Here is a 26,129-nt window from a genome sequence, read left to right as displayed (position 1 = left end):
TGGCCTTACGCCCGGTGCGGCGAGAGTGCGTGCCAGGCGTCGACCGGCTGGGGGCACCTCCCAGCGTTAGCTGGGGGAGGGACTTTGCGGACACGCCCTAGGGCCCGGGCCAGCTGTTCCCGGCAGCGCACCAGGGCTCGCCGGCGCCGGCTCGCCAGGATGCCACCGCCAGGTGCGGGTCACGGGCGCCCCGGTCGGCCTCACCCAGCGCTGACGACGGCGCCGACCAGCCACGACGTGCTGCGCAGCCGGACCGTGCCGTCCTTCGTCTCGTGGGCGCGCAGATGGTTCGTGAGGGTGTGTCGCGCGGCCTCCTGGGCGGCGGGGGCGGCCTGCTGCATGAGGTGGCGGCCGGGGCCCGTCCCGAGCAGGAAGTCCGCCGCGTCCTCGGCTCCGTGCCCCCAGATTCCGTACGCCTCCGTCCTGGTGAGGGTGATTCCGGTGAGGCCGGCGGAGGCGAGGAGGTCGCGGACGCGGTCGGGGTCGGCGAGGGAGAACATGCCGGGTTCGCCCTGGCGGCCGAAGTCGCCGACGGGCAGGAGGTCGCGCAGGGTCGCCATCGCGGTCACCCACTCGTTGAGCGCGGCGTCGGCGGGGCAGACGAAGGCGAGGCGTCCGCCGGGGCGCAGCGCTCGGGCCACGTTGGCGAAGGCGGTCACCGGGTCGGCGAAGAACATCACGCCGTAGCGGCTGATCGCGCTGTCGAAGGAGCCCGGTGCGAAGGGGTGGGTCTGCGCGTCGCCTTGTGCGAAGCGGACGTTGGTGACGCCTTCCCGTTCGGCGCTCGCCCGGGCCTCGGCCAGCATCGGCCCGGAGAGGTCGAGGCCGAGCGCGTGCCCCTGGGGTGCCCGGAGCGCGGCGAGGCGTGTGGTGCGGCCGCCGCCGCAGCCGATGTCGAGGGTGCGGCCGTCGGTGGCGATCTCGGCGGCGTCGAGGAGCGGCTCGTCGAAGCCTCCGTTCACTGCGTTCCAGCGGTCCTGGTGCCGGGCCCAGTGGACGCCTTCCGGGCCGTTCCATGCCTGTGCCTGCTCGGTGTTGACGATGTCGCGCACGGGTGCCTCCTGTGGTGAGCCACGAAGAATGGGCGTGTGCCCAAACAGTATGGGCAGATGCCCAAACTGACAATCACGGCTACGCTCGGAGGTCGGGACGCCCCGCGCCGACAGCGAGGGGCGGCAGGGGCGGAGCGGAAGAGAGGGCCATGTCACCGCGCGGAGTGGCGACACCGGACGTGCGCGAGCGGCTGTTCGCGGCGGCGGAGCGCGTCGTGGAGAGTCAGGGGCCGGGGGCGCTCACCAGCCGGGCCGTCACGACGGAGGCGGGGTGCGCGAAGGGCCTGCTGCACGCGCACTTCGCGGGGTTCGACGCGTTCGTGGCCGAGCTGTGCCTCGACCGGTTCGCACGGACGGCGGCGCGGGCGCGGGAACTGCCGGAGTCCGTCGGCCGGGGCACGCCGGCCGGGAACCTGGAGGCCGTCACCCTGGCGCTGTTCGACGCCGGCGGTCCCGGCATCTCGGGCCTGGTCATGACCCGTCCCGCCGCCGCGCTCCTGGTCCGCGAGGCGCTCGAGGCCGGGGCGCCCGGGTACGCGACGATGCAGGCGGCCGTCACCGCGTACCTGAAGGCCGAGCAGGGCGCCGGCAGGGTAGCGGGCACCGTCGACGCGGACTCCGTGGCCCTCGCGATCGTCGGTACGGCCCACCATCTGCTGATGACGAGCTGGCCCGGTTCGCCCGACCCGCGGCCCGCCGTGCAGCGCCTCGTCCGGGCGCTGGTGGGAGGCTAGCCGGGAGGGTCCGGAACACGGAGCGGAGGCGCGGGATGCACGAGCGGAGGTCCGACCGATGAGGAGCCTCGCCTATCTGCCCGACTCCGGTGCGGTGCCTCCATGGCTGCGCGTCCTGTTCGGCGTGGTCGTCCTCGGTCTTCTGGCGGCCAGGCTCTGGCTGTTCTGGCGCCGCAGGAAGTGACCGGGCCCGCGGGCAGCCCTCAGATCAGCGCCCGGATGGCCCGCTCGAAGTTGTCGACGTGCTCGGCCGCGAGGGCGGACGCCTTCGCCGCGTCCCCCTCGATGACCGCCTGGAGCATCTGCTCGTGCTCGTGCACATGCTGGTCGAGGCCTTCGAGGCGGTCGATGAACAGGCACCAGATGCGGGTGGCGAGGTTGTCGTAGCCGATGAGCGTGGCCTCGAGGTACGGGTTGTGGGTGACCGCGTAGACGGCGCGGTGCACGGCCATGTCGAGGCGCAGCAGCTCGGTCTCGGCGCCAGGCTCCCCCGACGCGGATTCGAGGCGGGTGAGGTACGCGGCGAGCCGTTCGCGGTCGGTGGCGGTGGCGCGGCGTGCGGCCATCGACGCGGCCAGCGGTTCGAGCTGCTGGCGCACCTCGGAGATGTGGCTCAGGTCGGCGATCTGGACCTCGGTGGCGAAGGTGCCGCGGCGCGGGTACGAGACGATGAGCCGCTCGGTCTCCAGTCGCTTCAGGGCCTCGCGCACGGGGGTCCGGCCGAGGCCCAGCTCCTCGGCGAGGCGGCCGTCGTGGACCGGCGCGCCGGGTCGGATCCGCAGGGTGACCAGGCGGTCGGTGATGGTCCGGTACGCCTGCTCGGCGAGTGTCGGACCGTGCGGCTGCTCCTGCGTCACGGCTCCGGAGGCCATGCGAATCTCCTTCGGTGTGCCCCGCTTCCGGGGGGACGACTGTAGCGCAGAACCGTCTTGATATATCAGTCCGCGGACAGCTGCTCCCGCACCATTGACGGCCCGCACCGGCGCTGGTTAGCGTTCTCGCGTCTCTGATATATCAGTGTGTCGCATGCTGGCTTTCAAGGAGTCCTCATGACCCCCGGCGACGTCCTGCCCGACCACCCCGAATTCCTGTGGCGCAACGCCGACCCGAAGCCCTCGTACGACGTGGTGATCGTCGGCGGCGGCGGGCACGGCCTGGCCACCGCCTACTACCTCGCCAAGAACCACGGCATCACGAACATCGCGGTCCTGGAGAAGGGGTGGCTGGCGGGCGGGAACATGGCCCGCAACACCACGATCATCCGCTCCAACTACCTGTGGGACGAGAGCTCCGGCATCTACGAGCACTCGCTCAAGCTGTGGGAGACGCTGGAGGAGGATCTCGACTACCCGATCCTGTTCAGCCAGCGCGGCGTCCTCAATCTCGCGCACAACCTCCAGGACGTGCGCGACAGCAAGCGGCGCGTGTACGCGAACCAGCTCAACGGCATCGACGCCGAGTGGCTGGAGCCGAACGAGGTCGCGAAGGTCTGCCCGATCGTCAACATCAGCCCCGACGTGCGCTATCCCGTGCACGGCGCGACCTACCAGCCGCGCGCGGGCATCGCCAAGCACGACTACGTGGCCTGGGGGTTCGCCCGGCGTGCGGACGCGTACGGCATCGACCTCATCCAGAACTGCGAGGTCACCGGCATCGAGGTGAGCGGCGGCCGGGTCACCGGGGTGAACACGACGCGCGGCCGGATCGCCGCCGGGAAGGTCGCGCTCGCCGCCGCGGGGCACACCTCGGTGCTCGCCGCCATGGTCGGCCTGCGCCTCCCCCTGCAGAGCCACCCGCTCCAGGCGCTCGTCTCCGAGCTCCTGGAACCCGTGCACCCCACCGTCGTGATGTCCAACGCGGTGCACGTGTACGTCTCCCAGGCGCACAAGGGCGAGCTGGTGATGGGCGCCGGCATCGACAGCTACAACGGGTACGGGCAGCGCGGCGCCTTCCACATCATCGAGCGGCAGATGGCGGCCGCCCTGGAGCTGTTCCCCGTGTTCGCGCGCGCCCACATGCTGCGCACCTGGGGCGGCATCGTCGACACCACGCCCGACGCCTCCCCCATCGTCGGCCTCACCCCCGTCGAGGACCTGTACCTCAACTGCGGCTGGGGAACGGGCGGTTTCAAGGCGACGACCGGTGTCGGCTGGGCCTACGCCCACACGATCGCCACCGGGGAGCCGCACCCCACGAACGCGCCCTTCACGCTCGACCGGTTCACGACCGGCGCCCTCGTCGACGAGCACGGCGCCGCCGCCGTCGCGCACTGAGACCCTCCCGAGGAGACAGCCATGCAGCTCATCCCCTGTCCCTGGTGCGGACCGCGCGAGGAGACCGAGTTCCACTACGGCGGCCAGGCCCATGTCGCCCACCCCGAGGACCCCTTCGCGCTCGACGACGAGGAGTGGGCCGGGTACGTCTTCTTCCGCGACAACCCGAAGGGCCCCTTCGCGGAGCGCTGGGCGCACACCGCCGGGTGCCGCCGCTGGTTCAACGCCGTGCGCGACACGGTGAGTTACGAGTTCCTGAACGTGTACGCCACCGGCTCCCCGAGCCCGCTCGCCGCGACGCCGCGCGAGGACCAGGAGGCCACCGCATGAGCACCGAGTTCCGGACCGGGTCCGCGTACGGCCGCGTCGACCGCTCCACCACCCTCCGTTTCACGTTCGACGGCAAGGCCTGTACCGGGCACCCGGGCGACACGCTCGCCTCCGCGCTCCTGGCCAACGGCGTCCACCACGTGGCGACCGGCATCAAGTACGGCCGCCCGCGCGGCATCATGGCCGCCGGCGTCGAGGAGCCCAACGCGCTGGTGCAGATCGAGGCGCCGTTCCCCGAGCCCATGCTCACCGCCACCACCGTCGAGCTGTACGAGGGACTGGCCGCCCGGGGTCTCGGCGGCCAGGGCCGGCTCGCCGCCACGCCCGACCCGGCCCGCTACGACACCAAGCACCTGCACGCGGAGCTGCTGATCGTGGGCGCCGGACCGGCCGGGCTCGCCGCCGCGCTCGCCGCGACCGGCACCGGCGTCCGGGTCGTCCTCCTGGACAGCGCCCCGGAGTTCGGCGGCAGCCTGCTCGGCACCCGGGAGACGATCGACGGCCGACCGGCCCAGGAGTGGGTGGACGCCGCGACCGCGCGCCTGGCCGCCGATGCGGACGTGACGCTCCTGACCCGCACCACCGCGATCGGCCATTACGACGACAACCTCGTGCTGGCTCTGGAGAAGCGCACCGACCACCTGGGTGCGGCCGCCCCGGCCGGCAAGGCCCGCCAGCGCGTGTGGCGGATCCGCGCCCGGCAGGTCGTACACGCGACCGGCGCCACCGAGCGCCCCGTGGCCTTCGACGACAACGACCGTCCCGGCATCATGCTGGCCTCCGCGGCCCGCACCTACCTGCACCGGTACGGCGTCCTCCCCGGCCGCCGGGTCACCGTGTTCACCACCAACGACAGCGCCTACGACGCCGCGTTCGACCTGTCCGACGCGGGCGTCGAGGTGGCGGCCGTGATCGACGCCCGTCCGGCCGTCCCCGAGCGGCTCGCGGCCGCCTGCGCCGAGCGCGGCGTCCCCGTGCACGCCGGGCACGTCGTGACCGGGACCAGCGGTATCGCGCGGATCTCGCGCGTCCACGTGGCCGAACGGGACGGGGCGGTCGCGCGCCGGCGCGGCATCGACTGCGACGTACTGCTCGTCTCCGGCGGCTGGAACCCGTCGGTGGCGCTGTTCAGCCAGGCACGCGGGAAGCTCCGCTACGACACGGCGCTCTCCACGTTCGTGCCCGCCGCCGCCCTGTCCACCGTGCGGACCGCGGGGGCGGCGGACGGTCTGCGGACGCTCGGCGAGTGCCTGGCCGGCGGGATCTCCGCGACGGCCGCGGCCCTGGACGCGCTCGGCGTCGCCGTCCCGCCCGTCGGAGTACCCGCTGCGGCGGCCGAACTGCCGCACCCCGCACTGGAGTTGTGGCGGGTGCCGAGCCCGCAGGAAGGCGCGGACGGCTCCGCGCAGTTCGTCGACCTCCAGCGGGACGCGCTCGTCAGCGACGTGTTCCGGGCGACGGGCGCGGGCCTGCGCTCGGTCGAGCACGTCAAGCGCTACACGACCATCGGCACCGCCCACGACCAGGGCCGCACCTCGGGCGTGCTCACGTCCGGCATCGTCGCCGAGGCCCTCGGCACGAGCGTGGCCGAGCTCGGCACCACCAGCTTCCGGCCCCCGGTGCAGCCGGTCGCGTTCGCGGCGTTCGCCGGGCGCAACCGGGGCGAGCTCTTCGACCCGGTCCGGGTGACCGCGCTGCACGCCTGGCACGTGGACCACGGCGCCCTGTTCGAGGACGTCGGCCAGTGGAAGCGGCCCTGGTACTACCCGCTCCCGGGCGAGGACATGGACGAGGCCGTGCTGCGCGAGTGCCGTGCGGCCCGCACCGGCGTCGCCATGATGGACGGCTCCACGCTCGGCAAGATCAGCGTGCAGGGGCCGGACGCCGGGATCCTCCTCGACCGGCTCTACACGAACATGATGAGCAACCTGAAGCCCGGCCGGATCCGGTACGGCGTGATGTGCGGCGTCGACGGCATGGCGCTGGACGACGGCACCGTGATCCGGGTCTCGGAGAGCGAGTTCCTCGTCACGACCACGACCGGCAACGCCGCCAAGGTCCTGGAGTGGATGGAGGAATGGTTCCAGACCGAGTGGCCCGAGCTGCGCGTCCACCTCACCTCCGTGACCGAGCACTGGGCCACGATCCCCCTGGTCGGCCCGCGCTCCCGCGAGGTCCTCGCCGCCCTCGCCGGCGACGGCCTGGACGTGTCCAACGAGGCGTTCCCCTTCATGAGTTGGCGCGACACAGTCATCGCGGGCGTCGAGGCACGGGTGTGCCGGATCAGCTTCTCCGGCGAACTCGCCTACGAGGTCAACGTGCCCGCCTGGTACGCCACGACGGTCTGGCAGGCGCTGTACGACGCCGGGCAGCCGCTCGGCATCACCCCGTACGGCACGGAGACCATGCACGTGCTGCGCGCCGAGAAGGCGTACCCGATCATCGGGCAGGACACCGACGGCACCGTCACGCCGCAGGACCTCGGCATGAACTGGGTGATCTCCAAGAAGAAGAAGGACTTCGTCGGCAAGCGCTCCTTCGACCGGGCCGAGAACCGGCGGACCGACCGCAAGCAGCTCGTCGCGCTGCTGCCGGCCGACGAGCACACCCTGCTCCCCGAGGGCGCGCAGATCATCGCCACCGAGACGGTGCCCGCACCGCCGGTGCCGATGCTGGGCCACGTCACCTCCAGCTACCGCAGCGACGCCCTCCGGCGCACCTTCGCCCTCGCGCTGCTGCGCTCCGGCACCGAGCGCATCGGCGAGACCCTCTACGTCCCGCTGGACGGCCGCACCGTCGCGGTGACCGTCGCCGAACCCGTGCTCTACGACAAGGAAGGGGCCCGCCGTGACGGCTGACACCTCAGCACGCTCTGCCCGCATCAGCCCGCTCGCCGGGTGGAACCCGTCCCTGCCGCCGGGGCTGAGCGTCCGTGAGCTCCCCTTCCTCACCCAGCTCACCCTGCGCGCCGAGCCCGGCACGCCCGCCGCCGGGGCCGTGGAGGGGTACCTCGGGTACACGCTGCCGGGCCCGAACACGGCGCGGCTCGGCGCCGGTGTCGAGGCGCTGTGGCTCGGCCCCGACGAGTGGCTGCTCGTGGCGGACCCCGACCGTGCCGGGGAACTGGTGGCGGGGCTGCGGGCCGCGATCGGCGACGCGTTCGCCACGGTCACCGACACCTCCGCGCAGCGCACCGTGCTGAGCCTGTCCGGCGCGCTGCTCCCCGATGTCCTGGCGCACGGCTGCGCCCTGGACCTCGCCCCGCGCAGCGCACCCGAGGGCTCCTGTCACACCACGCTCCTCGCGCAGGCCGGGGTCACGCTCGTGGTGCGCGAGCAGGGTCCGGCGGGGCCGCGCGAGGTCCGGCTGCTCGTCCGGTCCTCCTTCGCCGGGTACCTCGCCGCGTGGCTGACCGACGCGTGCGCCGAGTACCAGGAGGACACCGAGCCCGTCACGTACGCCGAGGAGAGGTGAGCCGGCCGTGCCCCAGCCCTTCATCCTGACCCTGAACTGCCCCGAGCGTCCCGGCATCGTGCACGCCGTCACGGCGTTCCTCGCCGGCCGGGGCTGTGACATCACCGAGCACCAGCAGTTCGACGACAGCGACCACGGAGTCGTCTTCCTGCGCACCGGTTTCACCGCCCCCGACGGGGCGACGCTCGACGACCTCCAGGAGGGCTTCGCCGCCACCGCCGAGGCGTACGCGATGGAGTGGCGGCTGCGGGACGCCGGCGCCGCGCCGCGGCTGCTGGTCATGGTGTCGAAGTTCGACCACTGCCTCGCCGACCTGCTGTACCGCTGGCGCAGCGGAACCCTCGACGGCGACATCGCCCTCGTCGTCTCCAACCATCCGGACCTGCGCGCGCAGGTGGAGCAGGCCGGGATCCCCTTCGTGCACGTCCCCGTCACCCGTGACACCAAGCCCGAGGCCGAGGAGCGACTGCTGCGCCTGGTCGAGGAGCACGCCGTCGACCTCGTCGTCCTGGCCCGCTACATGCAGATCCTCTCCGACGAGCTGTGCAAGGCCCTGGAGGGGCGGGCCATCAACATCCACCACTCGTTCCTGCCGAGCTTCGCCGGTGCCAAGCCGTACCACCAGGCCCACCGGCGCGGCGTCAAGCTGGTCGGCGCCACCGCCCATTACGTGACCGCCGACCTGGACGAGGGCCCGATCATCGAGCAGGAGGTGATCCGCGTCGACCACCGCAAGAGCGCCGACGAGCTCGTACGGGTCGGCCGCGACGCGGAACGCCTCGCCCTGGCCCGCGCGGTGAACTGGCACTGCCAGAGCCGCGTCCTGCTCCACGGCAACCGCACGGTCGTCTTCGACTGAGGTCCGCGCGGCAGCGCCCGCGCCGAGAGCGGCGTCCTCAGGGAACGAGGGCGTCCCACTCGGCGCGGGTCGGACCGTCGTGGCCCGGGGTGAAGTCCGGGTGGGCCGCCAGCCAGGCGGTGACGTGTCGCTCCACCTCGTCGGTCCCGTAGGCCTCGTCGGCCTGTTTCAGGAGGTGCCGCACCTGGGCCCGGGCCCGCATGACGACGGGGTCGTCGAAGGCGCACGCGCCCCGGGCGGCGGCCCGCCGGTCCGGGGGCGGCTCGGCCACGGCGAGGCGTTCCTCGTCGTTGCGGTCCGACTTCACCTGTGTGTCGAACCAGGGGCGCAGGGTCTCGGTCGCCCACGCGTGGTAGCCGGTGGGGTCCGCGGCGATCTGGTCGGCGTGGGCGGCGAGGTGCTGGGCCGCGCGCAGGCCGAGGGCCACGCCGTGCCCGAAGGTGGGGTTGGTGTGGATCAGGCTGTCCCCGACGTTGACCAGGCCCGTGACCACGGGCCCGTCCCCGTCGGCGAGGGCGGTCCAGCGGTTGTCCAGGCCCGCCATGGGCAGGACGGCCGAGCGCGGTTCGGGGTCCAGGTCCAGCCAGGCGGCGATCGCCGGGAACCGCCGGGCGACGGCCTCGAACACGGCGGGGTCGGTGAGCGCGGCGCGGCTGGGGTCGCTCGTGGAGAGCACGAGGCTCGCCGCGAACGTGCCGTTGTCGGAAGGGAAGACGCCGCCCAGGGCGAACGGCGCGGCCGAGCCGGTCTTCACCCGCCCCGGGTCGCGGGGGCCGTCGGCGCGCAGGCTGTACCAGCGGCACAGGTACGCGATCCCGGCGCGGTGGCTCTCGACCACGGGCGGGCGGCAGCCGGCCTCGGTCAGCCACCCGGGCACCGGTGAGCGGCGCCCGGACGCGTCGACCACGAGGTCCGCCGCGTGGGTCTCGGCGCCCACCCGCACGCCCGTGACCCGGGGCGGACGGCCTTCGCGGAACACGAGGCCGTCGACCCGGCCGCCCTGCCGGACCTCGACGCCGGGCTCCCGGCGCACGGCCGCCGCCAGCGCGGCCTCCAGCACGATGCGGCGGGTGCGCAGGGTGATCAGGTCCTCGTCGCCTTCGCGGCGCGGGGGATGCTCGTCGAACCAGTCGAAGTCGTGGTACTCCCGGGCCCCGCGCGCCAGCAGGTCCGCGTACACGTCCGGGGCCTCGGCCCGCAGCACGGTGCGTACGGGGGCGAGCAGGGAGTGGGGCTGATCGGCCTGCGGGACGCGGGGCCGGTCCCAGTGGAAGAAGTCCTCGTCCGGGTCGTCCCCGGCCTGCCGTGCGTCCTGCTCGAACACCGTGACCGGATGGCCCCGCCGCCCCAGCATGAGGGCCGTGCCCAGCCCACTGATCCCGCCGCCTGTCACCGCAACCCGCGCCACCCAGCTCCCCTTCGCATCGTGTTGCGGAACGAGCCTACTGGTCAGGAAGGGCTCCGCACGACCAACTCCTCGCCCTCGCCGCTCGGTTCCTCGAACTTGGCCAGGTAGCCGCGGAACAGCGCCTCGTCCACGGTGACGGAATCGGCGCCCGGCTCCCTCGCGTACGTCGTCTTGCCCGAGCGGGGCGGATCGGCGAGGTCGAGCCTGCGTGCGGGGAACAGGCCGGACGGCCGACACTGTTGCCACCACTTGGACGACCACATGTTTCCGCTGGAGGACTTCTCATGACTGACCGGCCCCTGACGTTCATGGCCGTGCACGCCCACCCCGACGACGAGGCCACCGGGACGGGAGGGGTTCTCGCGCGGTACGCGGCGGAGGGCATCCGCACGGTGCTGGTGACGTGTACCGACGGCGCCTGCGGCGACGGACCCGGAGGCGTCAAGCCGGGCCTTCCCGGGCACGATCCGGCCGCCGTCGCCCGGATGCGCCGTGAGGAGCTCCGGGCCAGCTGTGACGTCCTGAAGGTCAGCGACCTGGAGACGCTGGACTACGCCGACTCCGGGATGATGGGCTGGCCCAGCAACGACACCCCCAACTCCTTCTGGAAGACCCCCGTCGAGGTGGGCGCCGCCCGGCTCGCGGAGCTCATGCGCGCCTACCGGCCCGACGTCGTCGTCACGTACGACGAGAACGGCTTCTACGGGCACCCCGACCACATCCAGGCCCACCGCATCACGATGGCGGCGCTCGAACTGACCGACCTGTCGCCGAAGGTGTACTGGACGACCGCGCCCCGCTCGATGATGGGCCGGTTCGGGGAGATCATGCGCGAGTTCCACGAGGACATGCCGGAGCCGGACCCCGCCGAGGCCGCCGCGATGGCCGAGATCGGTCTGCCGGACGACGAGATCACCACGTGGGTGGACACCACCGCGTTCAGCGGCCAGAAGTTCGACGCGCTGGCCGCGCACGCCAGTCAGGGCGAGAACATCTTCTTCCTCCGGATGGGCAAGGAGAGGTTCGGAGAGCTGATGGGCGTGGAGACCTTCGTACGGGTCGACGACGGCCGCGTCGCGGGCGAGCGCGAGGACGACCTGTTCGCCGGGCTGCGCTGAACCGCTCAACCCGCGGGCGGGGTGAAGAAGTTGACGAGGTTGCCGTCGGGGTCGCGGAACAGGAGTGACCGGTTGCCCCAGGGCATGGTCGTGGGCTCGGTCACGAAGTCGGTGACGCATCCGGTCAGGTTCTGGTGGACGCGGTCCACGTCGTCCACGCGGAACTCGGTGATCACGCTCTCGTTCGCCGCCGGGCGCGCGGAGCCCGGGGCGAACAGCGGGACGGTGCGGGTGCCGGCGATCGCGAGGGTGGCCCCGCCGGTCCTGAGCTCGGCGAAGTCCTCCGTGGCCCAGGTCGCCTCCACTCCTGTGGCCCGTTCGTAGAACGCGACGAGGCGTGCCACGTCGCCGGTGATGATGCGGATCGAGACGAAGTCCATGGGTATCTCCTGGGCCGTGAGGGCGGGACGCATCGCAGGCTAGGCGGGATAGGGGACAGAATCGGTCCTCTATTCGCGCTAGCTTGGGGCCATGTCCCGACCCACCGGCCGCGTGCTGACCCTGCTGGAGCTGTTGCAGTCGGGCGGCACGCGCACCGTGGCCGAGCTCGCCGAGCGGCTCGGCGTCGAAGGGCGCACCGTGCGGCGCTACGTCGACCAGTTGCTCGACCTGGACGTGCCCGTGGAGTCGGTGCGCGGCCGCTACGGCGGGTACCGGCTCTCCCCCGGCTACCGTCTGCCGCCCCTCATGTTCGGGGACGACGAGGCGCTGGCCGTGCTGCTCGGCCTGCTCGCCGGGCGCCGGTCGGCGCTGACGGCGGCGCAGCGCACGGCGAACGAGACGGCGTCGGCGAAGATCCGGCGCGTGCTGCCCCGCCATCTCGCCGCCCGCCTGGACGCGCTGGCGGACGCGCTGCATTTCACGGAGCGGCCCGGCGAGCCCGACACTCCGGACGCCGCGGTCCTGCTGTCCGTCGCGGACGCCGCGCTCCACCGCCGCCCGCTGTCGATCCGCTACACCGACCGCGCGGGCCGGCGCACCGAACGGACCCTGCACGCCTACGGGATCGTCGCCCACGCGGGGCGCTGGTACGTCACCGGCAAGGACGAGGGTCTCGGCGAGGACCGCACCTTCCGGCTCGACCGCATCACGGACCCCCGGGTCCTCCCCGGCTCGTTCGTACCGCCGCCGGACGGACCGGACCCGGCCCGGCGCGTCCTGTCGGGCTTCGCCTCGGCCGCGTACGAGCACGAGGTGGTCCTGCGGATCCACGGCACGGAGGAGCAGATCCGCGCGCGCCTCCCCGTCAGCGTCGCGCACGTGGAGGAGTACGACCGGGCCGAGGCGGACGGAGCCGAGCGCTGGTTCCGTGTCGAGGTCCACGTCGAGCGGCTCGACTGGCTCCCCGGCGTCCTGGCCACCCTGGACCGACCGTTCGCCGTCGACCGGCCCGAGGAACTGCGGGAGGCGGTCGTCGCCCTGGCCGACCGTCTCACGGCCTCCGCCCGCCGGGTCTGACCGCGAGCGGCTCCCGCGGCGCGGTACCGTCACCGCGGGCGGGGAGAGTTGCGCGAGGGGGCGTACATGCACGACGAGGTTCAGCTGATCAGTGACGGCGAGGGGCTCGCGGTCATCGGGGAGCCGGGCACGGTGGAGCGTTTCCTCGTCGCCGAGGGGCTGCCGTCGAGGGAACTCGGGCGGCGTCGGCTCGGCGAGGCGCTCGGGAGCGCGGCCGGGATCGCGCAGGCCGGTTCCGACATGGCGGCCGGCTCGGGGCGCTGGGTGAAGCTGACGAAGGAGTCCGCGCAGGCCATCGAGAGGTACGGGCTGCGCGAGAACGCCGCGTCGGGGCTGAAGACGGGCGTGCTGAAGGGGGACGGCGGGCGGATCAAGGGGTTCGTCGAGTTCGCGAAGGGCGGCGTGGGGCCTCTGCGGGCGAACCCGGCGCGGCTCGCCAACGCGGCCGCGCTCATGGCTCAGTTGGCGATGCAGACGGCCATGGACGAGATCAGCGACTATCTCGCCACGATCGACGAGAAGGTCGACGACGTGCTCCGCGCGCAGGACGACGCGGCGGTCGCGGGCATGGGCGGCGTGGACCTCGTGATCGAGGAGGCCATGGCGATCCGGGAGCAGGTGGAGCGGGTCTCCGAGGTCACCTGGTCGAAGGTGCAGGCCACGGCGGCGACGATCGCACAGACCCAGGTGTACGCGTTGCGCCGGCTCGACGCGCTCGCGGAGAAGCTGGAGCGCACGTCCAAGGTCGGCGACCTGGCGAAGGCGTCCAAGGAGGTCGAGCCCCGGGTCCGCGAGTGGCTCGCGGTGCTGGCGCACTGTTTCCGGCTCCAGGACGCGCTGGCCGTGCTCGAACTCGACCGGGTCCTGGACACGGCCCCGGAGGAGCTGGACCGGCACCGACTCGGGGTCCGTACCGCCCGGCGGAACCGGATGGAGCTCATCTCCCGGAGCACCGAGCGGCTGATGGCCCGGATGCACGCGGCGGCCGGCACGGCCAACGCGAAGGTGCTGCTGCACCCGACCACGTCGCGGGACGTGGTGCAGGCCCGCAACGAGGTCGAGGGCGCGGTCGTCGACTTCCACGGTCGGCTCGGGATCGAGCGCGACCGGGAGTCGCTGGAGGCGCGGCGCTGGAAGGAGGCGGCCGCGGAGGTGCGGGACAGGGCGCTGGAGAAGGGCGCCGAGAACGTGGACGCCGCCCGGCGCCTGGGCACGGAGACCCTCGGCCGGGCCCGCTCCGCGACCGGCCGGCTCTCCACCGGAATCACCGAACGAGCGCTGCGGCGCCGCGGGGGCGGCACCGAGCGGGACAGCGGCGAAGAGGCCTGAGCGAGCGGAGTTCGCGCGGAGGGCTGGATGTAGCGCGGCGCCGCGCGGATTCACCCCGCGCGCCTGAAGCTGCGCGCAGCGCATGCCTTCAGGGGCGCGGGGAACTGCGCGACCAGCCCCCCCACGGCGGGAGAGCCAAATCAACAGGCCACCCACCGGACCACCGACGAAGGCCGCGCGCAGCGCACGCCCTCAGGGGCGCGGGGAACTGCGCGACCAGCCCCCCACCGCGGGAGAGCCGAATCCACAGGTCACCGGGCGGCGCGGCACGCCCTAGCCGAGCACCCGCCCCAACGCGTCCAGCGCCGATTCCAGTTCCTCGCGCGTGATGGTCAGCGGCGGGGCGATGCGGATGGTCGAGCCGTGCGTGTCCTTGACCAGCACGCCCTCCGCCATGAGGAGTTCGCTGACGTGGCGGCCCGTACCGAGGGCCGGGTCGATGTCGACGCCCGCCCACAGTCCGCGCGCCCGGAAGCCCGTGACGCCCTTGCCGGTCAGGGCTTCGAGGCCGCTGCGCAGCACCTCGCCCAGGTCGGTGGCGCGGCGCTGGAACTCGCCGGTGGCCAGCAGGTCGACGACGGCGGAGCCGACAGCGGCGGACAGCGGGTTCCCGCCGAAGGTCGAGCCGTGCTCGCCGGGCCGCAGCACCCCGAGGACGTCCCGCCCGGCGACGACCGCCGAGACGGGCACGATGCCGCCGCCCAGCGCCTTGCCGAGGAGCAGCATGTCGGGGCGCACGCCCTCGTGGTCGACGGCGAGGGTGCGGCCGGTGCGGCCGAGCCCCGACTGGATCTCGTCGGCGATGAACAGGCAGCCGGCCCGCCGGGTCAGGTCCCGTACACCGGTGAGGTAGCCGTCGTCGGGGATGACGACACCGGCCTCGCCCTGGATGGGTTCGAGGAGGACGGCGGCGGTCGTCTCGTCGATCGCCGCTTCGAGGGCCGCGAGGTCGTTGTACGGGACGACGCGGAAGCCGGGCGTGAAGGGGCCGAACCCGGCGCGGGCCGACTCGTCGGTGGAGAAGCTGACGATGGTGGTCGTGCGGCCGTGGAAGTTGCCGTCGGCCACGACGATCGTCGCCCGGTCCGCCGGGACGCCCTTGACCTCGTAGGCCCACTTGCGGGCGACCTTGACGGCGCTCTCGACGGCCTCGGCGCCCGTGTTCATCGGGAGCACCATGTCGAGGCCGGTGAGCCGCGCGAGGCCCTCGGCGAAGCCGGCGAGCCGGTCGTTGTGGAAGGCGCGGGAGGTCAGGGTGAGCTGGTCGAGCTGGCGGTGGGCGGCGTCGATCAGGTCGGGGTGGCGGTGGCCGAAGTTGAGGGCCGAGTACCCGGCGAGCAGGTCGAGGTAGCGTCGGCCCTCGACGTCCTCGACCCAGGTGCCCTCGGCGCGGGCGACGACCACGGGCAGCGGGTGGTAGTTGTGCGCGAGCACGGGCGTCTCGGCGCTGATCAGCTCGGCGGACGAACGCGCGGCCTGGACGGGGGCGAGGGTCATGAACGGATCTCCTGGGTGCAGCACTTGATGCCGCCGCCGGACTTGTGGAACTCCGACAGGTCGACGGGGACGGGGACGTAACCGCGCTCGGCGAGCCGGCCGACGAGGCCGGTCGCCTGCGGGGCGACGAAGACGTGGCGGCCGTCGGAGACCGAGTTCAGGCCGAAGGCCATGGCGTCGTCGCGGGTGGCGAGGATCGCGTCGGGGAACAGGTGCGCGAGCACCTCGCGGCTGCCGGCGGAGAAGGCCTCCGGGTAGTACGCGATGTTCCCGTCGCCCTCGGGGTCGTTCAGGGCGAACAGGGCGGTGTCCAGGTGGTAGAAGTACGGGTCCACGAGACGCAGGCCGATGAACGGGACCCCGAAGAACTCCTGCGCCTCGGCGTGCGCCTCCCGTGTCGTGCGGAAGCCGGTGCCCGCGAGGACGTAGCGGCCCACGGGGACAAGGTCTCCCTCGCCCTCGCAGACCGACTCGGGGCGCTGGACGTCGAAGCCGGCGGACTTGAACCAGGTCTCGTACTCGGCGGACTCCGGGCGCCGCTGCTCGGCGTGGAAGTTCGAGCCGAGGACACGGCCGCCGACGACGAGCGCGGAGTTCGCGGCGAACACCATGTCGGGCAGGCCCGGGACCGGCTGCACCGTCTCGACGGTGTGGCCGTGGGCGCGGTACGTCGCGATCAGGTTCTGCCACTGCGCGAGGGCGAGCGCGGTGTCGACCGGCGCGTCCTCACGCATCCACGGGTTGATGGCGTAGCGAACGTCGAAGTATCTGGGTTCGCACACCAGATAGCGCCTGGGCACAGACGGGTACCTCCGCTTCCTGCGGGACGACGACCGGGGTGTCCTCCCAAGGTAGAAAGCGGTGGTCACGCCCGACAAGGACATTTGAATGCGTGCCCCCGCAGGAATGCTGCGTGTTTCCCGTGCTCAGCGCTGGTTTGCTGCGTCGCCGAGGACGGGTTCGGGGGTCAGGTCGGGGGCCGCGTCCCGGGCCCCGGCCTCCGCGCTGTCCGGCAGCAGGTGGGAGAGGACCATGTAGCTGATCGTCTTCCGGATGAACGGCTCGGCCCTGATGCGTTCGAGGACCTCCTCGAAGTGCCCCACGTCCGTGGCCCGGACGTGCAGCAGCGCGTCGGCGCCGCCGGTCACGGTCATGGCGGAGGTGATCTCGGGGTGGTTGCGGACCACCTCCGCGAGGCGCCGGGGCGGGGCCGCGCCGTCGCAGTAGACCTCGACGAACGCCTCGGTGCTCCAGCCGAGCGCGGCGGGCCGGACCGTCGCGGTGTATCCGGTGATGACGTCGTTCTCGCGCAGCCGGTCGGCCCGCCGTTTGACGGCCGTGGCGGACAGACCGATGGCCGCGCCGATCTCCGCGAAACTCGTCCTGGCGTTCGCGATGAGCGCCGCGACGATCTTCCGGTCGAGCTCGTCGAACGCCACGTGCTTGCTGTTCATGCGGGTACGGTACCCAGCGCTCAGCCGCGCGGCGCGGGCCCGGTCGCGTACGCCTGCGGGGGTGCGATCGCCTGGGCGTCCGCGCCCTCGCCGACCCACAGGGTGATGAACAGGGCGGCGGTCGATTCCAGGAGTCCCGCCTGGTCGAGGCCGCCCGCGGAGACGGGGGTGCAGCCGGTGTCGCGCACCAGTTGCCGTACGCGGGCCACGGCCGTGTCGTCGTCACCGCAGACGGGGACGGACAGCGGACGCCCGTCGAAGACCGGGGGCCGCATGCGCCAGACGTCCTCGTGGCAGAGGTTGAACGCCTTGACGACGTGGGCTCCGGGGGCCGCCGCGGCGAGTTGCCGTGCGGCCGACGGGGCTCCGTCGGTCAGCAGGCGGAAGCCGGGGCCGATCGGGTTGGAGCAGTCGAGCAGGGTCCTGCCGTCCAGGGACGCGCGCAGGTCCCGTACGACGTCGGCTCCCGCGCCGAAGGGGAGCGCGGCGAGCACCACGTCCTCGCCGAATGCTGCGGCCTCGCGCAGGCCGGCCGGCTTCGCGCCGCCTCCGATGCGTGCGGCGAGACGCTCGGCCTTGCGCGGGTCCCGTCCGCCGATGGTCACCTCGTGTCCGGCCCGTACCCAGTGGCCGGCGAGCGCGTCGGCCATGTTGCCCGTGCCCAGTACGCCGATTCTCATCATGTGCTCCTTGTCGCGTGCCGCTTCGAACGTTCACCCCGACGCTAGGAGCCGGCTCAGGCACCATTTGGTATGTGACGACCGACGCCTTCCTCGCCGACTGCCGGGCCCGCCTCGCCTTCGACCTGCTCTCCAACACCTGGAACGCGGTGCTGATCTGGGCGCTGCGGGACGGGCCGGCGCGGCCGGTCGAACTGCGCGAGCGGATCGGCGGCATCAGCTCCAAGGTGCTCACGGAGACGCTGCGCCGGCTGCAGTTCAACGGGCTGGTCGAGCGGGAGGTGCTGCCCGGCGCGCCGCCCGGGGTCGAGTACCGGCTCACCGATCTGGGCCGGACCCTGCTCGCTCCGATCGACGGTTTCGGGGCGTGGGCCTTCGCGCACGGGGACGAGGTGATGGCCGCTCAGGAAGCGGCGTGCGCGGACCCGTCGGCGACGGACCCGCGCACCTGAGCGGAGCGGTCAGCCCGAGATCTGCTTCGGGTCGGCGGGCTGCTGCGCCGTGGCGCCGACCCGCTCCTCCTCGGGGACGAACGGGATCTCGCCGCCGAGCACCTTCGTCATGCGGACCTTGTCGAAGACGCCCTCCCACTTCGACACCACGAAGACGGCGACGCAGTTGCCGAGCAGGTTCGTGGCGACGCGCATCGAGTCCATGATGCGGTCGACACCGAGGAGCAGGGCCACGGCTCCGGCCGGGATGACCCCGAGCGCGGCGGCGGTCGCGGACAGGGCGAGGAAGGCCGAGCCGGGGACGCCCGCCATACCCTTGCTCGTGAGCATCAACACGAGGACGACAGTGATCTGCTGACCGAGGGTCAGGTCGACGCCGACGGCCTGGGCGATGAACAGGGTGCCGACGGAGAGGTAGATGGAGGCGCCGTCGAGGTTGAAGGAGTAGCCGGTCGGCAGGACGAGCCCCACGGCGTCCTCGCGGCAGCCGGCCTGGCGCAGCTTCTGCATCATGCGCGGCATGACGGATTCGCTGGAGGCGGTGCCGAGCGCGAGCAGCATCTCCTCGCGGGTGTAGCGGACGAATTTCCAGAGGCTGACGCCGGTGAGGGCCTTCAGCGCGACACCGAGGAAGATCAGGAAGGCGAGGGCGACGCCGTAGCAGACGGCGATGAGCTTCCCGTAGGTCGTCATCGCGCTGATGCCGTACTCGCCGACCAGGTGGGCGGTCGCGCCGAACACGGCGAGCGGGGCGAGCTTCATGATGAAGCCGACGATCGCGAAGACGACGTCCTGGGCCTGTTCGATGGCCGGGAGGATCGCGGGGACCCGGGTGCTGCCCAGGTGGAGGAGCGCCGCGCCGACCAGGCAGGCGAGGACCAGTACTTGCAGCAGCGAGTTCTCGGCGAAGGCGCCGATGGCGCTGTCGGGCAGCGAGTGCAGGATGAACTCGCTGGTGGACGGCAGGGATCCGCCGCCCGTCTTGTCGTCGACGGCGGAGGCGTCGAGCGTGGACGGGTCGACGTTCATGCCCGCGCCGGGGCGGAAGACATTGCCGGCGACCAGGCCGACGACGAGGGCGATCGTCGTGGCCGCCTCGAACCAGAGAAGGGCCTTGAGACCGATGCGGCCGAAGGCCTTCAGGTCTCCGGCCTTGGTGATGCCCGCGACGACCACACAGAAGACGAGCGGCGAGATCATCGCCTTGATCAGACGGACGAAGCCGTCGCCGAGGGGTTGGACAGCGGTGCCCGCGTGCGGCCACAGTCGCCCGACCAGGACACCGAGCACAAGGGCTCCGGCGACCTGGGCGAACAGTGACTTCCGCAGGAAACGCGCGATACGTCGGGCCGGGGACGGACCGGTGTTCGACATGTGCGACTCTCCAGATGCGCAAGAACTTCCGAAGTGCGGAATACGAATTCCGCTCGGCCGCAACTATGTCGGTGTAACCGTCACGCAGGGAAGAGGTCACCGGACGCTGAGTGAATTTTGGCCCTTGCTCCAGTCGTCGGGTCATCTGAGGCGTCGAGCGACACACACGCGCCCCGCCCGCAGGATTCCCTCCGGACGGGGCGCCAGGGTGCGGAGTTCATTCCATGGGATAGATGTCCCCGCTGCGCATCGCGCTCTCCTGCTCGGTGCGGGAGCGGAGCTTGCGGGACTTCTCCTCCAGGCGCTCCCGCTCCTTGGGGTCGCTGGCCCGTTCCGCCGATTCGTGGAGCTTCTCGGCCTTCTCCCGCATGTGCTGGAGGCGCTCGTGGATTTCCTCAGAACTCATGTCGACCTCGCATCGTCGGTAGAGGCCCGTCTGCCCCGACGGCGCGCGGATACGCGTGCCGCGGACCGCCGCGCCCTGTATCCAGCGTGCGCCGGTGGCGCGGGACGCGCAGCCCGGGAGCCCTCGGAACCGGCCCCACCGGCCTCGCGGGGGCGCAAGTCCGGTCCGTGGTCGCGGTATTGCCCGGCCCTGGCCACCGTGTTAGAAAAACCCGGTGACCAAGCGACGGACCTGCGACGCGACGACCGCACCGGGATCGGTGATGGTCCGTCTGTACGCCGTCCTGTGCCCCGTCATTCCTGAGCCGCACTGGCAGACCGGGCTGTAGATCCGCTCGCTCTCCGGCGGCCGTTCCCCTCTCCCCTGCGATTCCAGGGTGTGTCCGGCCTGCTTTCCTTCGCGCAGGCCGGGGAACCGTGTCCCGGGGAGCGAGTGTGCGCGCGACCCCCTTGTCACTCCGCCTCACCCACTGGAGCCTCTGTGCACTCCGCTGCTTCCGCTTCCCCCGCTCCCACCCCGTCCCGGCCCTCCCGTTCCTCGTACGACGTCGTGATCGTCGGCGGCGGTCACAACGGTCTGGTGGCCGCCGCCTACCTGGCCCGCGCGGGGCGCAGCGTCCTCGTGCTCGAACGGCAGGACCACGTCGGCGGGGCCGCCGTGTCGGCCCAGGCGTTCAAGGGCCTGGACGCGCGGCTCTCCCGGTACTCGTACCTGGTCAGCCTGCTCCCCCACCGGATCGTCGAGGACCTCGGGCTGCGTTTCCGGACGCGGCAGCGCCGCATCTCCTCGTACACCCCGGCCGTCGTGGACGGACAGCCGACCGGACTGCTCGTGCAGAACGACGAGGCCCGGACCCGCGAGTCGTTCCGGCGGCTCACCGGATCCGACCGGGACTTCGAGGCCTGGCAGCGGTTCTACGGAATGACCGAGCGGGTCGCGCAGCGGGTCTTCCCGACGCTGACCGGGCCGCTGCCCAGCCGCGCCGAGCTGGAGCGGATCGTCGACGACAAGGAGGCGTGGGAGGCGCTGTTCGAGCGTCCGCTGGGCGAGGCGATCGAGGCGCGGTTCGAGAACGACCTGGTGCGGGGCGTCGTCCTCACCGACGCGCTCATCGGCACGTTCACGCACGCCCACGACGAGTCCCTGCTGCAGAACCGCTGCTTCCTCTACCACGTGATCGGCAACGGCACCGGCGACTGGGACGTCCCCGTCGGCGGGATGGGCGCGCTCACCGGGGCACTCGCGGACGCCGCCCGTGCGGCCGGCGCCGAGATCGTCGTCGGTCACGACGCCCTGGGCATCGACACCGACGACGCCGGCGCCGAGGTCCGCTACCGGTCCCCGGAGACGGAGGGGCGCGTGGCCGCCGGTTCGGTCCTGGCCAACGTCGCCCCCTCCACCCTCGCCCGTCTCCTCGGCGACGCGCCCGACCCGGCCCTGCCCGCCCCGGAGGGCGCGCAGTTGAAGGTCAACATGCTGCTGCGCCGCCTCCCCCGCCTGCGCGACGGCGCCGTGGACCCGAGGGACGCCTTCGCCGGCACGTTCCACATCGCCGAGTCGTACAGCGAGCTGGAGACGGCCTACCGTGAGGCCGCCGCGGGGCGCATCCCGGGCACGGCCCCGTCCGAGATCTACTGCCACTCCCTCACCGACCCGTCGATTCTCGGGCCCGACCTGGTGGACCGCGGGTTCCACACCCTGACCCTGTTCGGCCTGCACATGCCGGCCCGGCTCTTCGCCGGTGACCACGACACGGCGCGCGAGGCGGCCCTGCGCGCCACGGTGGCCGCGCTGGACGCCGTGCTGGACGAGCCGATCGAGGACTGTCTGGCGGTCGACGCCGACGGCCGCCCCTGTATCGAGGCCAAGACGCCGCTGGATCTGGAGGCGGACCTGGGGCTGCCGTCCGGCCACATCTTCCACCGCGACCTGTCCTTCCCCCACGCCACCGAGGGCACCGGACGCTGGGGCGTGGAGACCGCGCACCCGAACGTCCTGCTGTGCGGGGCGGGCGCCGTCCGCGGCGGCGGGGTCAGCGGCATCCCGGGCCACAACGCGGCCATGTCGCTCCTGGCGGACTGAGCCGCAGGCCCGCAGGTCAGGGAGTCTGGCGCACCGCCCGTCGGGCTCCCGCCGCGCGAAGCAGTGCGGCCGTGCCGGGGTGGGGACCGTGGTCCGCCCAGTCCAAGGGGGCCAGACCCGTGCCCCGGTCCTCGCGCAGGCCGGGGTCGGCGCCGTGCGCCAGCAGGACGCGGACGGTGTCACGGTGCCCCCAGCACGCGGCCGCGCACAGCGGGGTGCCCTCGGACCCGAGTCCGGCGCTCTCCGTGTCGGGATGCGCGCCGGCCCGCAGCAGCAGCCGGGCCACCTCGGCCTCGCCCTGCACGGCCGCCAGATACAACGGAGTCGTCCCGTCGCCGTTCCGCCGCTCGGGCTGCGCTCCCCCGGCCAACAGGGTCCGCACGCTCGGCGCGTCTCCGGAGAGGATCGCCTCGAACAGGCGGCGGGACAGCTTCTTCTGACGGCGCTCCTTCATAGCCGGTGAGGCTAGCGCCCCCGCCCCGTAAACTCGGCCGAATATTCGGCGAGTTGGCACGTCGGCACGTCGGTCGAGGAGCAGGGGCCCATGGAGAGAACGTCCGAGCCGGAGTCGGCTACGGCTACGGCTAAAGATCCGAGCCTGCTGCCGGTCGTGGGCCTCCTCATCGTGCTGGCCGCCGTCCTGGAACGCTGCCTGTCAGTCTTCAACGGGCCGGAGACGTACGTCCTGTGCCCGCACGTCCCCCTCCTGTCCGAGCGGCGCGCCCACGAGGCCGCCACGAACAGATGGCTCCTGCTGGCCGGCCTCGTCCTGGCCGTCGCGGCCCTGGTGCTGTCCCGCGTACGCCGCCAACGCGTCGTACCCGTACTGCTGTTGCCCGTGATCCTGCTCTCGGTGGTGCTGGCGGACGGCTACGCGGCGCGCGCGGACGCCGTCGCCCACAAGATCTGGACGACCCAGGGGTGCGACGAACCCACGGCCCTCTACGAGACCTCCCGAGGCTGGTTCGACTGGAGCCCGCTCAGCTGATCGCGCGCCGGCCCCCTCCGCTGCAGCCACAGGCCCACGAGTGCGATGACCACGGTGAACCCCAGGGCCAGCACCGCGTCCTCGCGCGCCTCCGGCAGGGAGATCATCACCGCGTACAGCGCGACGAGCACGATCAGAGTCGCCCAGGTGAGCCACGGGAAGAGCCAGACCCCGGTGCCGGCCGCGGGGCGGCGCCCGGCGGTCCGGTCGTGCCGGCCCAGGACGAGATGCGAGGCCGCGATGCCGATCCAGGTGATGTAGACGGTGTCGCCGGTGATGTTCACGAGCCGGGTGAAGGCCGTCGTCGGATGGAACACCTGGAGCAGGAGGCAGAGCACCGCGACCGCGACGGTGAGCAGGATCGCCGTGTACGGCACCCCGCGCCGCGAGACCCGCGCGAGGTACCCCGGGGCGTCGTGGTCCCGGGCCAGCGCGAAGAGCATCCTGGAGCTGGCGTAGAGCTGGGAGTTCATCGTGGACAGCAGGGCGGCGAACAACACGATGTTCAGCACGGTCGACGCGCCGTCCAGGCCGAGATGGCTGAGGGTGGCGGCGAACGGGCTCTCGCCGACGGCGGCGCTGTTCCACGGCAGGAGCAGGACGACCACGGACAGCGAGCCGAGGTAGAAGACGGTGACGCGGACCAGGATGGTGCGGGTGCTCTTGCGGATGGCGGCCGCGGCGTCCTCGGCCTCGCCCGCGGCGATGGTGACGATCTCGGTGCCGGAGAAGGAGAACATGGCGCCCGAGGTGGCGATGACGACGCCGCTGAGCCCCATCGGCAGGAAGCCGCCGTGGTCCACCAGGTTCCCCGCTCCGGGTGCGGGCGTGCCGGGCAGCAGGCCCGCGACCGCGACGATGCCGACCGCGATGAACAGGGCGATCACCGCGACCTTGATCCAGACGACCCAGAACTCCATCTCGCCGTAGGCGCGTACGGAGGTCAGGTTGACGGCGCTCACGAGGGCGACCACGGCCAGGGCGGTGAGCCAGACCGGCAGGGCCGGCAGCCAGCCGTGCACGATCTGGGCCAGCGCGATCGCCTCGACGCACAGCCCCAGGGGCCAGCCGACCCAGTACAGCCAGCCGCTCGCGAACCCGGCCCAGCGGCCGAACGCCAGCCGGCCGTACACGGCGAAGGCGCCGGTGTCCGGTCGCGGCATCGACATCTCGGCCAGCATGCGCATGATCAGGATGACGACGGCGGCCGTGACGGCGTACGCGATCAGGATGCCCGGCCCCGCCTGCTGGATGCTCACGCCCGAGCCGACGAAGAGTCCCGCGCCGACCGCACCGCCGATGCTGATCATGGTGATGTGGCGGCCGCGCAGACTCCGCGCCAGCGCCGCAGGTCCGCCGGCCTCGGCGGGACCGGCCGGCGGCGCGCCCCGGTCCGCCTCGCCGGTCGTGTCCGTACGCTGCGCCACCGTCCCGTTCTCCTCCTTCATGACCGGACCGCCTTCCGCGGCGCGGCCTGCACCTGCTCCGACAGTGCGCGGAACAGCGGCAGTCGCAGCTCGTCGCGCGGGACGAACGCCTCGGGATGCCACTGGACGCCGACGGTCCATGCCACGTCGTCCCCGGCCTCGACGCTCTCCACGCAGCCGTCGTCGGCGCGGGCCGACACCCGCAGTCCGTCGCCCACCCGGTCGACCGCCTGGTGGTGACCGGACGACACGGGCATCCGGTCGCACCCGAACACCTCGGCCACCGCGCTGCCGGGCGACAGTGCGACGTCGTGCACGGCCCAGTCGTGGCCCGTGTCCGGCTCGTGCGCGACGGAGGTCTTCGGCAGGTCGAGGTGGAGGGTGCCGCCGCGCAGCACGTTGAGCAGCTGCATGCCGCGGCAGATGCCGAGCAGCGGGCGCCGGGCGTCCAGGGCGTAGCGGATCACGGCCGTGTCGAGCCGGTCCTGCGCGGGATTCACGTCGTACAGCGCGGGATGGTCCGGGTCGGCTCCGTACAGGGCCGGGTCGACGTCGCCGCCGCCCGGCACGACGAAGCCGCGACAGGCCGCGAGCTCGGCTTCGAGCGGCCCCCCGTCCTGCGCCGGCCGCAGCAGGACGGGCTCGGCGCCCGCGGCGCGGATCAGGTCGACGATGTCGTCGAAGATGCGGTTGGCCTCGAGAACGCGCTGGTCGGCGCCGGGTGCGGCGGCGTCGCTCAGGCGTACGGGTATCCCGACGAGGGGTGCCGGTGCCGCGGGCTCAGTCGTGCTCATAGGCTCTCCTGCTGATCGCAACTTGCGGTAGAGATGCGAAATCTAGAGGATAGGTTTCATGGACGACAAGGGCTGGGCACAACACATCGCGCCGGTGCGTTCGGCGGGAGCGGCGGAGGCCGTCGCGCGGCGGCTCAACGAGCTGATCGGCGCGCGGATCCTCGTCGGCGGTGATCGCTTCCCGCCGGAGAAGGCCCTTGCCGAGATGTTCGGGGTGGCCGTGATGACGATGCGGCACGCCATGGCGGTGCTGCGGGAGGACGGACTGATCGAGACCCGGCGCGGACACCGCGCCGGCACGTACGTCGTCCCCGAAGTCCTCACCCGGATCCGGGAGTTGACGGCCCTGCACCCGTACACGCAGGACGACATCGAGGAGCTCACGGCCTGGCGGATCGCGGTGTCCGGGGAGGCGTCCGCCCGGGCGGCGCGGCGTGCCTCCGAGGCGGGTCTCGCGCGGCTGCGCGAGCTCGAGACGGCGACGGACGAGGCGGTCGCCGACGCGGAGGCCTATCGCACGCTGGACGCCGGGCTCCACCTCCACATCGCCGAACTGTCCGGCTCCCGGCGCCTGATGGAGGCCGAGCAGGGCATCCAGGACGAGCTCACGCGGCTCCTGGCGGAGGATCCGGGCGGGGTGGAGGCCCGCAGCACCCCCGACCAGCTGCACCGGGCCCTCGTGGGGGCGATCGAGCGGAGTGATCCGGTGCGGGCGCGGGAGCAGTTCACGGTGCACGCGGAGGCGACGGCGGACCTGTTCCTGCCGTTCGTCCAGTAGGCGGCGGGCCCACGGGGGCGCCGGGATTCGTCTGCGGGTCCGGTGGGGCTTCTCGCGCAGTTCCCCGCGCCCCTGAAATGCATGCCCTTCGGGCGCATTTCCCCGATGTGCCGACGCCCCCAATGGGATTTGGCCCGAAGTGAGCCACGACCGAGGGGAGCG

28 protein-coding genes are annotated in these 26,129 nt (G+C 72.6%); 14 read left to right on the top strand and 14 right to left on the bottom strand.

Annotated features, from left to right (window positions below; genetic code table 11):
• Positions 1 to 200: 200 nt before the first annotated feature.
• Positions 201 to 1,052, bottom strand: a complete 852-nt coding sequence (locus ACFW9D_RS27485) for a class I SAM-dependent methyltransferase (protein WP_384626003.1) — start codon at positions 1,050 to 1,052, stop codon at positions 201 to 203.
• A 149-nt stretch (positions 1,053 to 1,201) separates the two neighbouring features.
• On the opposite strand from ACFW9D_RS27485, the gene ACFW9D_RS27480 reads away from it, so the two are divergent.
• Together ACFW9D_RS27480 and ACFW9D_RS27475 are read left to right on the top strand one after the other, a co-directional pair.
• A complete protein-coding gene (locus ACFW9D_RS27480) occupies positions 1,202 to 1,786 on the top strand; it encodes a TetR/AcrR family transcriptional regulator (protein WP_384626000.1) in 585 nt (194 codons plus the stop codon).
• A 58-nt stretch (positions 1,787 to 1,844) separates the two neighbouring features.
• Complete coding sequence (locus ACFW9D_RS27475) at positions 1,845 to 1,970, top strand: hypothetical protein (RefSeq protein ID WP_262928302.1); 126 nt, start codon at positions 1,845 to 1,847, stop codon at positions 1,968 to 1,970.
• A gap of 19 nt (positions 1,971 to 1,989) precedes the next feature.
• On the opposite strand, the gene ACFW9D_RS27470 is transcribed toward ACFW9D_RS27475, so the two are convergent.
• Positions 1,990 to 2,658 (bottom strand): GntR family transcriptional regulator, encoded by a 669-nt coding sequence (locus tag ACFW9D_RS27470; protein WP_188335444.1) that lies wholly within the window; start codon positions 2,656 to 2,658, stop codon positions 1,990 to 1,992.
• A 177-nt stretch (positions 2,659 to 2,835) separates the two neighbouring features.
• Here ACFW9D_RS27470 and ACFW9D_RS27465 point away from each other — a divergent pair, with 177 nt between their 5' ends.
• The 5 genes from ACFW9D_RS27465 to purU are packed head-to-tail and all read left to right on the top strand — an operon-like array spanning position 2,836 to position 8,722.
• The gene (locus tag ACFW9D_RS27465) at positions 2,836 to 4,059 is read left to right on the top strand and encodes a sarcosine oxidase subunit beta family protein (RefSeq protein WP_188335445.1); all 1,224 of its coding nucleotides are present in this window, start codon (positions 2,836 to 2,838) and stop codon (positions 4,057 to 4,059) included.
• Between the two features lie 21 nt (positions 4,060 to 4,080).
• The gene (locus ACFW9D_RS27460; RefSeq protein ID WP_188335446.1) at positions 4,081 to 4,389 is read left to right on the top strand and encodes a sarcosine oxidase subunit delta; all 309 of its coding nucleotides are present in this window, start codon (positions 4,081 to 4,083) and stop codon (positions 4,387 to 4,389) included.
• A complete protein-coding gene (locus ACFW9D_RS27455) occupies positions 4,386 to 7,247 on the top strand; it encodes a 2Fe-2S iron-sulfur cluster-binding protein (RefSeq protein ID WP_384625995.1) in 2,862 nt (953 codons plus the stop codon). Before ACFW9D_RS27460 ends, ACFW9D_RS27455 begins: the two co-directional genes overlap by 4 nt.
• Positions 7,237 to 7,863 carry a sarcosine oxidase subunit gamma gene (locus ACFW9D_RS27450; protein ID WP_384625992.1) on the top strand — a complete coding sequence of 209 codons (627 nt, stop codon included), beginning with the start codon at positions 7,237 to 7,239 and terminating at the stop codon, positions 7,861 to 7,863. Before ACFW9D_RS27455 ends, ACFW9D_RS27450 begins: the two co-directional genes overlap by 11 nt.
• Before the next feature lie 7 nt (positions 7,864 to 7,870).
• Positions 7,871 to 8,722 (top strand): formyltetrahydrofolate deformylase, encoded by an 852-nt coding sequence (purU, locus tag ACFW9D_RS27445; RefSeq protein ID WP_188335449.1) that lies wholly within the window; start codon positions 7,871 to 7,873, stop codon positions 8,720 to 8,722.
• 37 nt (positions 8,723 to 8,759) lie between these two features.
• Here the strand turns inward: purU and ACFW9D_RS27440 are convergent, their stop codons facing one another.
• Together ACFW9D_RS27440 and ACFW9D_RS27435 are read right to left on the bottom strand one after the other, a co-directional pair.
• On the bottom strand, positions 8,760 to 10,130 hold the full coding sequence (locus ACFW9D_RS27440) for an FAD-dependent oxidoreductase (protein ID WP_384625989.1): 1,371 nt from the start codon (positions 10,128 to 10,130) through the stop codon (positions 8,760 to 8,762).
• A 41-nt stretch (positions 10,131 to 10,171) separates the two neighbouring features.
• Complete coding sequence (locus tag ACFW9D_RS27435; RefSeq protein WP_384625986.1) at positions 10,172 to 10,393, bottom strand: hypothetical protein; 222 nt, start codon at positions 10,391 to 10,393, stop codon at positions 10,172 to 10,174.
• A 21-nt stretch (positions 10,394 to 10,414) separates the two neighbouring features.
• Here ACFW9D_RS27435 and ACFW9D_RS27430 point away from each other — a divergent pair, with 21 nt between their 5' ends.
• Positions 10,415 to 11,248, top strand: a complete 834-nt coding sequence (locus ACFW9D_RS27430) for a PIG-L family deacetylase (protein ID WP_384625984.1) — start codon at positions 10,415 to 10,417, stop codon at positions 11,246 to 11,248.
• Between the two features lie 5 nt (positions 11,249 to 11,253).
• On the opposite strand, the gene ACFW9D_RS27425 is transcribed toward ACFW9D_RS27430, so the two are convergent.
• Positions 11,254 to 11,628 carry a VOC family protein gene (locus ACFW9D_RS27425; protein ID WP_188335453.1) on the bottom strand — a complete coding sequence of 125 codons (375 nt, stop codon included), beginning with the start codon at positions 11,626 to 11,628 and terminating at the stop codon, positions 11,254 to 11,256.
• Between the two features lie 91 nt (positions 11,629 to 11,719).
• Between ACFW9D_RS27425 and ACFW9D_RS27420 the strand changes: the two genes are divergently transcribed.
• Together ACFW9D_RS27420 and ACFW9D_RS27415 are read left to right on the top strand one after the other, a co-directional pair.
• Positions 11,720 to 12,706 carry a helix-turn-helix transcriptional regulator gene (locus ACFW9D_RS27420; protein ID WP_384625980.1) on the top strand — a complete coding sequence of 329 codons (987 nt, stop codon included), beginning with the start codon at positions 11,720 to 11,722 and terminating at the stop codon, positions 12,704 to 12,706.
• A gap of 66 nt (positions 12,707 to 12,772) precedes the next feature.
• Complete coding sequence (locus ACFW9D_RS27415) at positions 12,773 to 14,035, top strand: hypothetical protein (RefSeq protein ID WP_384625977.1); 1,263 nt, start codon at positions 12,773 to 12,775, stop codon at positions 14,033 to 14,035.
• A 273-nt stretch (positions 14,036 to 14,308) separates the two neighbouring features.
• Here ACFW9D_RS27415 and rocD read toward each other — a convergent pair whose 3' ends face one another.
• From rocD to ACFW9D_RS27395, 4 genes are read right to left on the bottom strand one after another with little or no spacing between them, the layout of a single operon-like run.
• Complete coding sequence (gene rocD / locus ACFW9D_RS27410) at positions 14,309 to 15,532, bottom strand: ornithine--oxo-acid transaminase (protein ID WP_188335456.1); 1,224 nt, start codon at positions 15,530 to 15,532, stop codon at positions 14,309 to 14,311.
• A complete protein-coding gene (gene ddaH, locus ACFW9D_RS27405; protein ID WP_384625974.1) occupies positions 15,529 to 16,416 on the bottom strand; it encodes a dimethylargininase in 888 nt (295 codons plus the stop codon). The genes rocD and ddaH overlap by 4 nt, the downstream gene beginning before the upstream one ends.
• Positions 16,417 to 16,458: 42 nt before the next feature.
• Entirely contained in the window at positions 16,459 to 16,986 is a 528-nt protein-coding gene (locus ACFW9D_RS27400) for an Lrp/AsnC family transcriptional regulator (RefSeq protein ID WP_188335458.1), read from the bottom strand.
• 20 nt (positions 16,987 to 17,006) lie between these two features.
• Positions 17,007 to 17,666: an NADPH-dependent F420 reductase gene (locus ACFW9D_RS27395; RefSeq protein ID WP_384625971.1), complete on the bottom strand. Its 660-nt coding sequence runs from the start codon at positions 17,664 to 17,666 to the stop codon at positions 17,007 to 17,009.
• A gap of 74 nt (positions 17,667 to 17,740) precedes the next feature.
• On the opposite strand from ACFW9D_RS27395, the gene ACFW9D_RS27390 reads away from it, so the two are divergent.
• Entirely contained in the window at positions 17,741 to 18,118 is a 378-nt protein-coding gene (locus tag ACFW9D_RS27390; RefSeq protein WP_384625968.1) for a winged helix-turn-helix transcriptional regulator, read from the top strand.
• A gap of 9 nt (positions 18,119 to 18,127) precedes the next feature.
• On the opposite strand, the gene ACFW9D_RS27385 is transcribed toward ACFW9D_RS27390, so the two are convergent.
• Positions 18,128 to 19,492, bottom strand: coding sequence for a cation:dicarboxylate symporter family transporter (locus ACFW9D_RS27385; protein WP_384625965.1), 1,365 nt, complete (start codon positions 19,490 to 19,492; stop codon positions 18,128 to 18,130).
• 217 nt (positions 19,493 to 19,709) lie between these two features.
• Positions 19,710 to 19,898, bottom strand: a complete 189-nt coding sequence (locus tag ACFW9D_RS27380; protein ID WP_384625962.1) for a DUF6381 family protein — start codon at positions 19,896 to 19,898, stop codon at positions 19,710 to 19,712.
• A 480-nt stretch (positions 19,899 to 20,378) separates the two neighbouring features.
• Here ACFW9D_RS27380 and ACFW9D_RS27375 point away from each other — a divergent pair, with 480 nt between their 5' ends.
• Positions 20,379 to 21,980, top strand: coding sequence for a phytoene desaturase family protein (locus tag ACFW9D_RS27375; RefSeq protein ID WP_384625960.1), 1,602 nt, complete (start codon positions 20,379 to 20,381; stop codon positions 21,978 to 21,980).
• A gap of 16 nt (positions 21,981 to 21,996) precedes the next feature.
• Here the strand turns inward: ACFW9D_RS27375 and ACFW9D_RS27370 are convergent, their stop codons facing one another.
• Positions 21,997 to 22,434, bottom strand: a complete 438-nt coding sequence (locus tag ACFW9D_RS27370; protein WP_384625958.1) for an ankyrin repeat domain-containing protein — start codon at positions 22,432 to 22,434, stop codon at positions 21,997 to 21,999.
• Between the two features lie 90 nt (positions 22,435 to 22,524).
• Between ACFW9D_RS27370 and ACFW9D_RS27365 the strand changes: the two genes are divergently transcribed.
• Entirely contained in the window at positions 22,525 to 22,968 is a 444-nt protein-coding gene (locus ACFW9D_RS27365) for a hypothetical protein (RefSeq protein WP_384625955.1), read from the top strand.
• Here the strand turns inward: ACFW9D_RS27365 and ACFW9D_RS27360 are convergent.
• Together ACFW9D_RS27360 and ACFW9D_RS27355 are read right to left on the bottom strand one after the other, a co-directional pair.
• Positions 22,923 to 24,416, bottom strand: coding sequence for an amino acid permease (locus ACFW9D_RS27360; RefSeq protein ID WP_384625953.1), 1,494 nt, complete (start codon positions 24,414 to 24,416; stop codon positions 22,923 to 22,925). The genes ACFW9D_RS27365 and ACFW9D_RS27360 overlap by 46 nt on opposite strands.
• Complete coding sequence (locus ACFW9D_RS27355; RefSeq protein ID WP_384625950.1) at positions 24,413 to 25,189, bottom strand: gamma-glutamyl-gamma-aminobutyrate hydrolase family protein; 777 nt, start codon at positions 25,187 to 25,189, stop codon at positions 24,413 to 24,415. Before ACFW9D_RS27355 ends, ACFW9D_RS27360 begins: the two co-directional genes overlap by 4 nt.
• Positions 25,190 to 25,247: 58 nt before the next feature.
• Here ACFW9D_RS27355 and ACFW9D_RS27350 point away from each other — a divergent pair, with 58 nt between their 5' ends.
• Positions 25,248 to 25,967: a FadR/GntR family transcriptional regulator gene (locus ACFW9D_RS27350; protein WP_384625947.1), complete on the top strand. Its 720-nt coding sequence runs from the start codon at positions 25,248 to 25,250 to the stop codon at positions 25,965 to 25,967.
• Positions 25,968 to 26,129 lie beyond the last annotated feature (162 nt).

Source organism: Streptomyces sp. NPDC059524, assembly GCF_042749255.1.
Taxonomy (GTDB): domain Bacteria; phylum Actinomycetota; class Actinomycetes; order Streptomycetales; family Streptomycetaceae; genus Streptomyces; species Streptomyces xanthii.
Note: the sequence above shows the minus strand (reverse complement) of the source record. Positions and strands in the feature narration are given on the sequence as shown.

Bases quoted from the DNA above. Each gene is read 5' to 3' on its own strand.
- ACFW9D_RS27480 (WP_384626000.1), top strand. From the start codon at position 1,202: ATGTCACCGCGCGGAGTGGCGACACCGGACGTGCGCGAGCGGCTGTTC.
- ACFW9D_RS27475 (WP_262928302.1), top strand. From the start codon at position 1,845: ATGAGGAGCCTCGCCTATCTGCCCGACTCCGGTGCGGTGCCTCCATGG.
- ACFW9D_RS27470 (WP_188335444.1), bottom strand. From the start codon at position 2,658: ATGGCCTCCGGAGCCGTGACGCAGGAGCAGCCGCACGGTCCGACACTC.
- ACFW9D_RS27465 (WP_188335445.1), top strand. From the start codon at position 2,836: ATGACCCCCGGCGACGTCCTGCCCGACCACCCCGAATTCCTGTGGCGC.
- ACFW9D_RS27460 (WP_188335446.1), top strand. From the start codon at position 4,081: ATGCAGCTCATCCCCTGTCCCTGGTGCGGACCGCGCGAGGAGACCGAG.
- ACFW9D_RS27455 (WP_384625995.1), top strand. From the start codon at position 4,386: ATGAGCACCGAGTTCCGGACCGGGTCCGCGTACGGCCGCGTCGACCGC.
- ACFW9D_RS27435 (WP_384625986.1), bottom strand. From the start codon at position 10,393: ATGTGGTCGTCCAAGTGGTGGCAACAGTGTCGGCCGTCCGGCCTGTTC.
- ACFW9D_RS27430 (WP_384625984.1), top strand. From the start codon at position 10,415: ATGACTGACCGGCCCCTGACGTTCATGGCCGTGCACGCCCACCCCGAC.
- ACFW9D_RS27425 (WP_188335453.1), bottom strand. From the start codon at position 11,628: ATGGACTTCGTCTCGATCCGCATCATCACCGGCGACGTGGCACGCCTC.
- ACFW9D_RS27420 (WP_384625980.1), top strand. From the start codon at position 11,720: ATGTCCCGACCCACCGGCCGCGTGCTGACCCTGCTGGAGCTGTTGCAG.
- ACFW9D_RS27415 (WP_384625977.1), top strand. From the start codon at position 12,773: ATGCACGACGAGGTTCAGCTGATCAGTGACGGCGAGGGGCTCGCGGTC.
- rocD (WP_188335456.1), bottom strand. From the start codon at position 15,532: ATGACCCTCGCCCCCGTCCAGGCCGCGCGTTCGTCCGCCGAGCTGATC.
- ddaH (WP_384625974.1), bottom strand. From the start codon at position 16,416: ATGTCCTTGTCGGGCGTGACCACCGCTTTCTACCTTGGGAGGACACCC.
- ACFW9D_RS27400 (WP_188335458.1), bottom strand. From the start codon at position 16,986: ATGAACAGCAAGCACGTGGCGTTCGACGAGCTCGACCGGAAGATCGTC.
- ACFW9D_RS27395 (WP_384625971.1), bottom strand. From the start codon at position 17,666: ATGAGAATCGGCGTACTGGGCACGGGCAACATGGCCGACGCGCTCGCC.
- ACFW9D_RS27385 (WP_384625965.1), bottom strand. From the start codon at position 19,492: ATGTCGAACACCGGTCCGTCCCCGGCCCGACGTATCGCGCGTTTCCTG.
- ACFW9D_RS27380 (WP_384625962.1), bottom strand. From the start codon at position 19,898: ATGAGTTCTGAGGAAATCCACGAGCGCCTCCAGCACATGCGGGAGAAG.
- ACFW9D_RS27370 (WP_384625958.1), bottom strand. From the start codon at position 22,434: ATGAAGGAGCGCCGTCAGAAGAAGCTGTCCCGCCGCCTGTTCGAGGCG.
- ACFW9D_RS27365 (WP_384625955.1), top strand. From the start codon at position 22,525: ATGGAGAGAACGTCCGAGCCGGAGTCGGCTACGGCTACGGCTAAAGAT.
- ACFW9D_RS27360 (WP_384625953.1), bottom strand. From the start codon at position 24,416: ATGAAGGAGGAGAACGGGACGGTGGCGCAGCGTACGGACACGACCGGC.
- ACFW9D_RS27355 (WP_384625950.1), bottom strand. From the start codon at position 25,189: ATGAGCACGACTGAGCCCGCGGCACCGGCACCCCTCGTCGGGATACCC.
- ACFW9D_RS27350 (WP_384625947.1), top strand. From the start codon at position 25,248: ATGGACGACAAGGGCTGGGCACAACACATCGCGCCGGTGCGTTCGGCG.